Genomic DNA, 10,721 nt, shown 5'->3' with positions numbered 1-10,721 from the left:
CCCGAATACGTCCGAAGGAACTGTCCGATTGACCAGTCTGCAGCAACTGAGCACCGACGCACTGGCACGTGATCCCGCCCGTCCGGCGATCGAATTCGGCGGGGATTGGTACGGCTGGGGCGATCTCGCGCGCGTGGCGGGCGAAGTCCATGCGTTGCTCGTCGCCAGCGGAATCGGCCCCGGCGCGCCGGTCGCCTTTATCCCGCGCAATCGCCCCGCCGCGCTTGCTGCCCTGCTCGCGCTCATCGCGGACGGACGCACGATCCGCATGGTCTATGCGTTCCAGTCGGGCGCTGGCATGGCCCGCGACGTCGCACGGTTGCAACCGGCGGCGCTCATCGTCGAGGCGCAAGACTTCGCCCCCGAGCTTGACGCGCTAGGGATACCGGCCATCATCCTCGACGGCATGGGCGCGCGTGCGGCACCCGAGTCTGGCCCGAAGGGGCGATCCACGGCACCGTCCGGCCCGCCACAGATCGAAATCCTGACCAGCGGCACCACCGGTCCACCCAAGCAGTTCGCGATCCCCTATGCGCTGATCGAACGGCATTTCGTCGACAGTGCGCTCGCGCGGCAACAGGGAAACAATCCCGAAACGCTGCCGCCGTTCCTGCTGTATTTCCCGCTCGGCAACATCACCGGTCTGTATTCGACGTTGCCGATGCTGCTGCGCGGGCAGCGCATCGTCCTGCTCGAACGCTTCGCGCTGGCGGATTGGCACACTTATGTGAAGCAATACCGACCGACCCATTCGGGTCTGCCGCCGTCGTTCGTGCAGCAGGTGATCGATGCGGATGTGCCCGTTGACGACCTGTCGTCGCTGCGGGTGCTGGGCGTCGGCGCCGCGCCGCTCGACCCCGTAGTGCAGGCGGCTTTCGAGGATCGCTACGGCATCCCGATCCTCATCTCCTATGGCGCAACCGAATTTGCCGGGCCGGTCGCGGCGATGACGCTGGACCTTCACGCGGAATGGGGACGCCGCAAGCTCGGAACCGTCGGGCGCGCGATGCCCGGGGCACAGCTGCGGATCGTCGATCCGTATAGCGGCATCGTCCTTGCCGCCGGTCGGGAGGGTCTGCTCGAAGTCGTCTCGCCGCGACTCGGAGCCGACTGGATCCGTACGTCGGACATCGCGCGGATCGATACCGACGGCTTTCTGTACATCCACGGGCGCGCCGACGGGGCGATCATGCGCGGCGGTTTCAAGGTGCTGCCCGAGTCGGTCGAACGCGCGCTGATGCTGCATCCCGATGTCGCCGAAGCCGCCGTCACCGGCATCGCCGATGCGCGTCTGGGACAGGTCCCGGTTGCGGCGCTGCGCCTGAAACCCGGAGTCGCGACTCCCGCCATCGACTCGCTCGACTCGCATTTGCGTCGTCATCTGCTCGCGCCCCATATCCCGACCAAGTATCTGTTTTTCGAAGATATTCCGCGCACGCCATCGCTGAAGATCGACCGGCCCGCTGTCCGCCGCCTGTTCGAGTCCGACAAGATAGTCCGTGCCTGAAAGATCGAAAGACCGTGTAAAAACGACATGATGTCATTTTTCGTTTGACAGACCCCCGTCGCTTAATGAACAACCCTGTTCATATAAAAAAGAGCGAGAGGAGAAGGACCGTGGCGTCAGTCGAGTCGAACAAGGCAAAAATTGCCAAGCGCGTAATCGAAGTGCTCGAATTCTTTGACGAGGAGCATCCCGAGGCCACGGTGATGGACATCGTCCGCCGCTTCAACCGCCCGCAGTCGAGCACCTCCGAACTTCTCTCCAGCCTGGTCGATCTCGGGCTGCTCTACAAAAATCCCTGTTCCCGCTCCTATGCGCCGACGCCGCGGGCCGCGATGCTCGGCACGGCGGTGCAGCCCGGTATGGTCCGCGACGGTCGCCTGACCGGCCTGATCGACCGCCTGTCGGCACAGACAGGACTCGGCGTTGCCGTGTTCGGTATGGTCGGGCTGAAGGCGCAGATCTTCAACTGGCGTGCCGGCAAGCGCCCACTGCGGACCTCCGGTCCCGCCGGCTTCTGCGGCGGCCAGCAGGAACATCTGTCGGACAGCGCCATCGGCTGGTTGCTCCTTTCGACCGTCGCCGCGCCGCGCCGCGAAGGGATGATCCGTCGCCTCAACGCCGAGGCTTCGCCGGAACGGAAGTTCTCGACCTCGGAAATGTCGGCCATCGTCCAGCAGTGCCGCGACCATGGGCATGCCAGCGGCGTTGCCGGGTTCGGTTCGATTGCCGATATCACTGCCGTACTGCTCCCCGACCAGCCCGAGAACCAGCCGCTGGCGATCGGCCTTGTGTATGAGCCCTCGGCTGCCATCGATGCCTCGGCATTGCTCCACAGCCTGTCCGATGCAGTCGGGCGTTCGGCCGAGGGCGACACCGCCCCCGTTGCCATGGTCCAGCCGCTGTTCCACGCCGCCTGAACCCGCCCGAAATCGCGAACGGAGAGCAATCATGGCTGAAACCGATGCCGCCGAAATGGCGCAGGCCGCGAAGAAATACTGGTCGGCCGAAGGATACACCGAAGGCGGCGTGATCCGCGAGGTCGATTACGCGACCCAGTCAGGCGGTCTCGACCCGTCGCTGGCGGGGATCAAGATCGTCGATACCGACACCCACATCACCGAAGCACCCGATCTGTTCACCAGCCGCGCGCCCGCGCGCTACAAAGACAAGGTGCCCTATGTGAAGCTCGACAATGATGGGGTCGAGCGCTGGTATGTCGGCGACCGCAACTTCGGGTCGATGGGCGGCAATGTCATCCGCAAGGACAACAACAAGCTGCTCGGCCGACTTGCCTTCCCCAAACTCGAACAGGCGCACCCCGGCGGCCATTTGATGAAGGAGCGGCTGCAGGCGATGGATGACATGGGCGTCTATGCCCAGGTCTGCTATCAGAATAGCGGCGTAACCCAGGCGGGGTCGCTGATGTCCCTCGGCGATCCCGAACTCGCCGAGACGATCATCCGCATCTACAACGACGCATCGATGGAATTTCAGCAGGTTTCGAACCAGCGCATCTTCAACATGGGGCACCTACCCTTCTGGAGCCAGGAAGCGCTCAACCGCGAGGCACGGCGCTGCATCGACAACGGGATCAAGGGCTTCGTTCTGCCCGACACGCCCGAGCGCGTTGGCGTGCCGAGCTTCCTCAGCGATTACTGGACGCCGTTCCTCGAAATGTGTTCGGACACCGGCACGCCGATCAACTTCCATCTCAATTCGGGCGTAGATCCCAACACGATCACCTGGGAGGGCTTCGGCTTCGAACAGACGCTGGCGGTGGTGGCGACGATGTTCAGCATCGGCAATGCCGCGACGCTGGGTAACTGGATGGTGTCGGGACGGCTCGACCGCCATCCGAACCTCAAGATCGGCCTGATCGAAAGCGGCATGGGCTGGGTGCCCTTCGCGGTCGAGGCGCTGGAGCACCAGTTCCGGGAGATGATGCCAAGCAGCAAGGCGAGCCTCTCACGCCGCCCAAAGGAGTATTTCCGAGACCATTTCTGGTGCACCTTCTGGTTCGAAAGTGCTGGACCCAAGCTGCTTCTCGAGGAGATCGGTGTCGATAAGGTCATGTTCGAAACCGACTTCCCGCATCCGACCTCGCTCTACCCGGGCGTGCAGGCACACATCGTCGATGTGCTCGGCGGCTATTCGTACGAGGTGAAGAAGAAGGTGCTACAGGACAATGCGGTCGCGCTGTACAATCTGCCCTTCTAACGCGCGAACCGCCGCCCGTCGAAATGGTCGAGCGGGCGGCGTGCGCTGTCGCTGAAATCGACAATCTCACCGGTCCGCTGCGCGCGTTTGGCCCGGTCGGGCTGGAAGGTGAAGCAATTGGGCGGCATCCGCGTTGCGTCGGACTGATCGGCGAGCGGGATATCGCGACCGTGTGCGATCAGCGACGCCCATTGCAGGACACGCGCCGCCTCTCGCGTGGCCGGATCGAGCGACGCGATCCAGTCGCGCAGTTGCATCACATGCGTTCCGGCAAGCGTTTCAGGCGTAACGAGAACGTCGTGCTCCATCGCCCAGTCGAGAACGACCGCGTCATTACGGCGGATTTCGCAGTGCTTGCGCCCCGCGACCTTGTCGCCGACGAACACGTCGTAAATGGTCGCATCGGCCTCCCTAGCGTGTGCGGCAGCGAACACCGCGAGGTCGTAGAGATGGGTGCAGTTCGAGTTCTTCAGGCCGCGCCTCGCGACCTCGGCCAGCGCGGTTCCGGTGAAGGTCTTCGCCAGTTCCGTCGTTGCGCCTGGGCAGGTCGTCCAGGGCCAGCGGTCCATGACCGCATCGACACTCGCGATGGTGGTACCGTCATGTGCCAGCGTCACTGCCATACAGTGAAAATCGTCCTCGACCGCCGCCGTCACACTGTCAGCGCGCGGGGTAATGCGAAACCGGCGGCGAAAACCGGTGCTCAAGTTCAGTCCTTCGCGAGCAGCAGCGCCGCCGCCATCGGCCCGCCGCCCGACGTCGCGACTGCAACCTTGGGGTCGCCAGCGATCTGGCGTGCCCCGCCGTCCCCGCGCAATTGCACTACGCTTTCGAAGGCGAAGCCGAAGCCGTGCAGACGACCCCAACCCAATTGCCCGCCGCCGGTATTCATCGGCAATTCGCCGTCGCGGGCGATGCGCGTGCCGCCCTCGATGAAACGCCCGCCCTCACCGACCTCGCAGAAGCCGAGGCCCTCGAGCCAAGTGATCGGCTGGAAAGCGAAGCCGTCATAGAACTGGACGGTATCGACGTCCTTCACAGAATAATCGGTGTTCTTCCACAGATCGCGCCCGGTCGGATAGGCGCTCGCCCATTCGGCCTGATCCCAGCTGTAGCGTTCGAGCGACCCGGCCGAGGCGGCGATGCGGATCGGCTGCGACTTGACCTCGTCGAGTGCATCGCCCGCCGACACGATCACCACCGTCGACGCATCGGTGAAGCGGTCGCAATCGTAAAGACAGAACGGCGTCGTAATCATCCGCGCGGACATGTATTTGTCCATCGTCAGCGGCTCGCGGACGATAGCGCGCGGGTTGAGCGCGGCGTTGCGGTGATCGTTGAGCGCGACCTGCGCGAGCTGTTCGCGCGTCAGGCCGTAGCGCTTCATGTGGCGCGTCGCGAATTGCGCGGTCCAGCAGGCAGCCGAGAACGCGCCGAACGGCGACACCCATTGCGAGCCGCCGGTGATGTCGTTGCGGCGCTGCATCGGCGGGTATTCGTCGGGCCGCGCCAGCGCCGCTGCCTCGTATACGGTGCGGAAACAAATGACATGCCGTGCGAGGCCCGCCTTCACCGCGCTCGCCGCGTCGGTAATTGCCCCGAGTTGCGCTGTCGCCTCGCCGGTCCCGGCGTGCCAGCGCGTCTTCAAACCGAGCACTTCGATCAGATCGTCGGTGCTGATCGGCGAGAAGCCGAGGAACGCTTGCATCTTGCCCGGATAGGTCGAGACGCCATCGATCTGGTCGAGCGTCAGCCCGGCGTCGGCGATGGCTTCCTTCACCGCGTCGACGGTCAAGCCGATGGCCGAGCGGGTCAGCCGCACGCCTACCTCCGACATGCCGATGCCGGTGATATAGGCCTCGCCCGCCATCAGGCGACCTTCTCGAACAGTGGATACCAGATGCCGTCCTGCTCCTCGAACACGACCTTCACCCGATCGTCGATATCGACCGCATCGACCGGGCAGTTGACGATGTTTGTCGTCAGATAGACGCCCGGCACATCGTCGAGCCGCACCCGAGCAATGACGAAGGGCACCTCCATGTCCTTGGCCCACGCCTGGTAGTTGACCGTATAGGTATCGACCGCACCCGTCCCCGCGACGGCATGCGGCGCGACATTTTCCGACTGGCAATGGCGGCAGATTTCGCGCGGCGGATGGGTGAACTGCCCGCAATCGTCGCACCGGACGATGTTGAGCTTGCCTTCGGCACCGCCGGTCCAGAAGGCGCGATTGTCACGGTCCAGCCGGATGCGCGAGCGTTGCCATGTCATACGCCAAGCTGTCGCGCAGGGGATACGCGATGGCAAGGAGGCGCGCCCGCCGTATCGCCGCGACGATTAGGGCGCGCGGCAGTTGATCGGTCCGCCGTTCTCTTATCTAGAACAGGCACGAGACAGCTTGGCGGAGACGGTGATGACCGACGTTTTGGGATATAAAGGCAAACGCGTCATCGTCAGCGGCTGCTTTTCGGGGATGGGCGAAGCGACCGCCAAATTGTTGCTCGATCTGGGTGCCGAGGTTCACGGACTCGACTTCAAGCCCTGCGCGCTGCCGCTCGCCTCTTTCAACACCGTCGATCTGCGCGACCCCGAGTCAATCGATGCGGGCGTTGCGGCCATCGGTGGCAAGGTCGATGCGCTGTTCAACTGCGCGGGCCTGCCGCAATCCTTCCCGGCGATGGACGTGATGAAGGTTAATTTCATCGGCACGCGGCATTTGACCGAAGCGGTACTGCCGTTGATGGGCCGGGGCGGCGCGATTGCCAGCATTGCGTCCACGGGCGGGCTCGGCTGGAGCCGCCGTATCCCGACGAGCATGGAAATCATCGCAACGCAGGGTTTCGACGCGGCGGTCGCGTGGTGCGAAGCGAATATGGCGACGGTCGACAATGGCTATGCCTTCTCGAAAGAGAACATCATCGTCTGGACGCAGTTCATGGGTGCGAAGCTCATCAAACAGGGCATCCGGATCAACTGCACGCTGCCCTCGCCGACGCAAACGCCGATGATGGCGGCCTTCCACGCGGCATCGGGCAAGGACGTCGTCGATGCCGCCGCTGAACCGATGGGCCGTTATTCGACGCCGGAGGAACAGGCGGGCGGGCTGGTGCTGCTCAACAGCGCACTGGCGAGCATCGTCAACGGCGTCGTTTTTCCCGTGGACGGGGGCTTTATGGGCGGTGTGGCAACCGGCCAGGTCGATCTCAGCGTCATGATGCGCCGCGCTAAGCCAGAATAGGCAAGATGATATGAACTTCGCCCTCACCGACGATCAGGAGATGCTGCGCGACATGTTCGCGCGGTTTCTGGACGAGCACAGCAGCACGGCAGGGGTGCGCGCAGCGATGCCGTCGGGTTTTGATTCTGCACTGTGGACAGGATTGGGCGAACTCGGAGCTTTCTCGATCCGCGTTCCCGAAGCCGCAGGCGGCCTTGGGCTCGGACTGTTCGACGCGGCGTTGCTGATGGAAGAGGCCGGACGGACTCTGGTGTCGGGTCCGCTCGCCGAAACGCTGGTAACCGCGCGACTTTTGGCTCAGTTCGGCGGGGCGGAAGATCTGCTTGCGCGCGTTTCGACCGGCGAGGCAGTCGCCACGGTGGCGCTGCATGATGTCGCGGCACAGCCGGTGCAATGGGTAGCGGGTGGGGCAGTTGCCGAAGCAATCGTCGCGCATAACGGGGATCAGGTCGTCCTCGTCAATGTGCCCGAAAGCGCGCGCACCGCAGAGGACAATCTCGCCTCGACACCGATAGCCGAAATCGCCCTCGGCGCGCATCCGCACATCGTGCTCGGTTCGGGCAGCGAGGCGCTCGCGACGTTCGCGGCAGCAGTCGAGGAATGGAAACTGCTCATCGCGGCGGGTCTTGCCGGGATCGGGCGCGAAGCGTTGAAGCTCGCCTCAGCCTATGCTTGCGAGCGCAAGCAGTTCGACCAGTTCATCGGCCAATTCCAAGGGATTTCGCATCCGCTCGCCGACAGGCTGTGCGACGTCGACGGTGGCAAGTTCCTCATCTGGCGCGCAATCCGCGACATCGCCGATGGCGCGGCGACCGCAGGGGCTGCGATTTCGCTTGCGTCCTGGTGGAATGCCGATGCCTGTGCGCGGACAGTGGCGCAGGCGCTGCACACCTTCGGCGGCTATGGCCTTACGACCGAATACGACATCTTCCTGTATAACCTGCGCGCCAAGGCCTGGCCGCTGGTGCTCGGCGACCCGCAGCGCTTGATCGAGGAAGCCGGACGGCGTCTGTATTCGGGCGAAACGACCGCCCTGCCCGATGTCGGCGACATGCCCATCGATTTCGACCTCGGCGAAGATGCCCGCGCCATTGCCGACGAGATCGCCACGTTCTTCGCCAAGAACGTGACGCCCGAAATGCGCGACACGTTCCATTACAGCTGGGAGGGCTATAATCCCGAGCTGAACCGCAAACTCGCCGCCGAAAACCTGCTGTTCCTCGGGCTACCCAAAGACGTCGGCGGGCGCGGGCTATCCGCCTATGCCAAGACCGCCGCGATGGATGCGCTGGAAATCGAGGGGTACAACAACCCGGCGGCGGGCGTATCGCAGATGGTGTCGCTCATCATCAACCGCTTCGGATCGGACGAGCTGAAGGCCGAAGTGTTGCCACAGATCATGTCGGGCGAGGTGATTTGCAGCCTCGGCTATTCGGAGCCGGGCTCCGGTTCGGATGTCTTCGCTGCACAGTGCAAAGCCACCCCCGACGGCAACGGCTGGCGGATCGACGGCACCAAGATGTTCACCAGCGGCGCGAACCTGTCCACCTATGTCCTGATGCTCTGCCGCACCAACACCGAAGTCGCCAAGCACAAGGGGCTGACGATGTTCATCGTGCCCCTGAAGGCGGAGGGCGTAACGATCCAGCCGGTTTACACCTTCCAGGACGAGCGCACGAACATCACCTTTTACGACGGCGTCAAAATCCCCGATAGCTGGCGGCTGGGCGAAGTCGATGGCGGGGTGAAGACGATGAGTGCCAGCCTGGAACTCGAGCACGGCGGCGGTTTTGCGAAATACCAGCGCAAGATGCTCGCTGCGGCCGAAGAACTGTGCCGCGAGATCGTCTATCGGGGCAAGCCGCTGATCGAGGATTCCTCGGCGCAGGTGCGGCTCGCCCGGACGACAGCGAACACCTGGGTATCCGAGCTGATCACGTTCCGCGCCAACTGGGCCGCGACCGAAAAGAAGCCCAATCTGGCTTACGGTCCGATGGCGAAGATGTTCTCTTCCGAAGTGTTCCAGTCCGACGCGCGCGATTTGCTCGATCTGACCGCGCCGTTATCGCTGTCGAAGCGCAAGGGTGCGGCGGCGGAGATCAACATCTTCTACCGCCACGCTCAGGGCGCGACGATCTATGGTGGCACCAGCGAGGTCCACCGCAGCATGATCGCCGAACGCGGGCTGGGCCTGCCGCGTACACGAAGCTAGGGTGGGCGCATGGCCGAAGAACCGCACCTGCTGACCGAGGAAGCCGACGGCATCCTGATCGCCAGCCTCAACCGCCCCGACAAGCTCAATGCGCTGTCGGCAGAGACGATGGCGCTGTTCGAAGTCGCGCTGCACCGCTTCCGCGACACGCCCGAATTGAAAGTCATGCTGGTCCGCGCCAATGGCCGCTATTTCAGCGCCGGGGCCGATATGAAAAGCGGCGCACCAGCCAGCTATCCCCGCACGCCGAGCGGCATCCGCGAGAACCACCGCCGCGGCCTGCACGGTATGCACCGCATCTACGACGAGATGGAGCATATCGAAAAACCGATCGTCGCGGCCATCCATGCGACCTGCGTCGGCGGCGGTCTCGAACTCGCGCTGTCGTGCGACTTCCGGCTCGCGGCGAAGTCGGCGTCGTTCTCGTTTCCCGAAGGGCTGTTCGGCGTGCTGCCCGCGAGCAACGGCGTCAGCCGCTTGACCCGCATCTGCGGCCCGCACTGGGCGCGCTGGCTGATCATGGCCAACCAAAAGGCCGATGCCGACAAAGCGATGGTGATGGGCCTCGCCCATGACGTGCTGCCCGACGAGGGGTTCGACGCCGCAGCACTCGATTTCTGCCGCCATCTGAGGAAGAACAACCCCGAGCAGATGGGTGCGGCCAAGATCGCCATCGACATGGCCGCCGAAGTCGGCCGCGACACCGCGCGCCATGTCGAGCGCATGGCCAACAGCGCGCTGATGCTGAACCCGGCCTATCTCGAAGGGGTGGAGCGCTACATCAAGAACATCGGCGGCAATGACGAGTAGCGGCGCTACCCTTTCGTGGCGAGCAGCCGGTAATCCCGGATTCCCAATTCGAGCAAGCGCGCCTCAGCACGCAGCAGCGGTTCGCGGCGTTCCCATACCGGGCCGCGCACCACGGCGGGAATGTTGGCGTCGGTCGTTACCGTCGCGACGCGTTCAAGCCCGGTCATCAGCGCAGTCGCCATGCTTACCGCAGGGGCCTCGGGGTTCGATAGATCGCCGTCCATCTGTTCGACCATCAGCCGCATCACCGGCTGTGCGGCGCGGATGCGGTGAATCATCATGCGGTCGTCGTTGCGGTCGGACATCGAGTTACGCAGGTGGAGCAGGTTCGAGTGCTGCACCCAGAATCCGTGATAGGCGCAGACGAAGTCATAGGTCCGCGCGCCGAGCTCATTGTCGCTCCACCGGTCTCGCGCCAGCCCGACATAGGCGTCCTCGGCGGTCGCCATCACCGGTTCGAGCATCGCGAGCACGAGTTCGGTCATGTCGGCGAAATAGAGATACAGCGACCCCATCCGCAGCGAGGCACGTCGTGCGACCTCGCTCAGCGTCAGCGCCGTTCCCGGCTGTTCGGACAGGATTTCATGCGCCGCCGCAATGATCCGGTCGCGCGTGTCGCGCCCCTTGCGGCCCAAGCGCTGGCCCGCGAGATTGTGGCTGACCGCCTTAGCCCGTGCGCCAACCGGCCCCGGTGCTACGATACGTTGCGCTGCTTCCACTTAACCCGTCGAACC

At 64.1% G+C, this 10,721-nt stretch carries 10 protein-coding genes; 6 read left to right on the top strand and 4 right to left on the bottom strand.

The features are described 5' to 3' along the window. The first annotated feature begins 28 nt into the window (after window positions 1-28). The 3 genes from M0209_RS00510 (at window position 29) to M0209_RS00500 (ending at window position 3,724) form a co-directional block, all read left to right on the top strand. On the top strand, window positions 29-1,507 hold the full coding sequence (locus M0209_RS00510; RefSeq protein WP_258886221.1) for a class I adenylate-forming enzyme family protein: 1,479 nt from the start codon (window positions 29-31) through the stop codon (window positions 1,505-1,507). A 110-nt stretch (window positions 1,508-1,617) separates the two neighbouring features. After that, window positions 1,618-2,424 carry a helix-turn-helix domain-containing protein gene (locus tag M0209_RS00505; protein ID WP_258886220.1) on the top strand — a complete coding sequence of 269 codons (807 nt, stop codon included), beginning with the start codon at window positions 1,618-1,620 and terminating at the stop codon, window positions 2,422-2,424. Between the two features lie 31 nt (window positions 2,425-2,455). Further along, complete coding sequence (locus tag M0209_RS00500; protein ID WP_258886219.1) at window positions 2,456-3,724, top strand: amidohydrolase family protein; 1,269 nt, start codon at window positions 2,456-2,458, stop codon at window positions 3,722-3,724. Here the strand turns inward: M0209_RS00500 and M0209_RS00495 are convergent. Genes M0209_RS00495 through M0209_RS00485 form a run of 3 tightly spaced genes read right to left on the bottom strand, consistent with a single transcriptional unit; the run spans window position 3,721 to window position 5,998 of the window. Continuing rightward, window positions 3,721-4,431, bottom strand: a complete 711-nt coding sequence (locus tag M0209_RS00495; protein WP_258886218.1) for a DUF2889 domain-containing protein — start codon at window positions 4,429-4,431, stop codon at window positions 3,721-3,723. The two genes, M0209_RS00500 and M0209_RS00495, sit on opposite strands and share 4 nt — an antisense overlap. Before the next feature lie 2 nt (window positions 4,432-4,433). Then, a complete protein-coding gene (locus M0209_RS00490) occupies window positions 4,434-5,594 on the bottom strand; it encodes a thiolase family protein (RefSeq protein ID WP_258886217.1) in 1,161 nt (386 codons plus the stop codon). Continuing rightward, window positions 5,594-5,998 (bottom strand): Zn-ribbon domain-containing OB-fold protein, encoded by a 405-nt coding sequence (locus M0209_RS00485; RefSeq protein WP_258886216.1) that lies wholly within the window; start codon window positions 5,996-5,998, stop codon window positions 5,594-5,596. The genes M0209_RS00490 and M0209_RS00485 overlap by 1 nt, the downstream gene beginning before the upstream one ends. A 142-nt stretch (window positions 5,999-6,140) precedes the next feature. Here M0209_RS00485 and M0209_RS00480 point away from each other — a divergent pair, with 142 nt between their 5' ends. The 3 genes from M0209_RS00480 to M0209_RS00470 are packed head-to-tail and all read left to right on the top strand — an operon-like array spanning window position 6,141 to window position 9,987. Next, window positions 6,141-6,965, top strand: a complete 825-nt coding sequence (locus tag M0209_RS00480; protein WP_258886215.1) for a coniferyl-alcohol dehydrogenase — start codon at window positions 6,141-6,143, stop codon at window positions 6,963-6,965. 10 nt (window positions 6,966-6,975) lie between these two features. Further along, the gene (locus M0209_RS00475) at window positions 6,976-9,177 is read left to right on the top strand and encodes an acyl-CoA dehydrogenase family protein (RefSeq protein WP_258886214.1); all 2,202 of its coding nucleotides are present in this window, start codon (window positions 6,976-6,978) and stop codon (window positions 9,175-9,177) included. A 9-nt stretch (window positions 9,178-9,186) separates the two neighbouring features. Further along, entirely contained in the window at window positions 9,187-9,987 is an 801-nt protein-coding gene (locus M0209_RS00470) for an enoyl-CoA hydratase/isomerase family protein (protein ID WP_258886213.1), read from the top strand. 5 nt (window positions 9,988-9,992) lie between these two features. On the opposite strand, the gene M0209_RS00465 is transcribed toward M0209_RS00470, so the two are convergent. Then, the gene (locus M0209_RS00465; protein WP_258886212.1) at window positions 9,993-10,706 is read right to left on the bottom strand and encodes a TetR/AcrR family transcriptional regulator; all 714 of its coding nucleotides are present in this window, start codon (window positions 10,704-10,706) and stop codon (window positions 9,993-9,995) included. Window positions 10,707-10,721 lie beyond the last annotated feature (15 nt).

It is taken from the genome of Sphingomonas sp. SUN039, from assembly GCF_024758725.1.
Taxonomy (GTDB): domain Bacteria; phylum Pseudomonadota; class Alphaproteobacteria; order Sphingomonadales; family Sphingomonadaceae; genus Sphingomonas_O.
This window is presented reverse-complemented; position numbering and strand designations above follow the sequence as displayed.

What these genes read in the sequence shown, in the direction of transcription:
- M0209_RS00500 (WP_258886219.1), top strand. Translation starts at nt 2,456, where the DNA reads ATGGCTGAAACCGATGCCGCCGAAATGGCGCAGGCCGCGAAGAAATAC.
- M0209_RS00490 (WP_258886217.1), bottom strand. Translation starts at nt 5,594, where the DNA reads ATGGCGGGCGAGGCCTATATCACCGGCATCGGCATGTCGGAGGTAGGC.
- M0209_RS00485 (WP_258886216.1), bottom strand. Translation starts at nt 5,998, where the DNA reads ATGACATGGCAACGCTCGCGCATCCGGCTGGACCGTGACAATCGCGCC.
- M0209_RS00480 (WP_258886215.1), top strand. Translation starts at nt 6,141, where the DNA reads ATGACCGACGTTTTGGGATATAAAGGCAAACGCGTCATCGTCAGCGGC.
- M0209_RS00475 (WP_258886214.1), top strand. Translation starts at nt 6,976, where the DNA reads ATGAACTTCGCCCTCACCGACGATCAGGAGATGCTGCGCGACATGTTC.
- M0209_RS00470 (WP_258886213.1), top strand. Translation starts at nt 9,187, where the DNA reads ATGGCCGAAGAACCGCACCTGCTGACCGAGGAAGCCGACGGCATCCTG.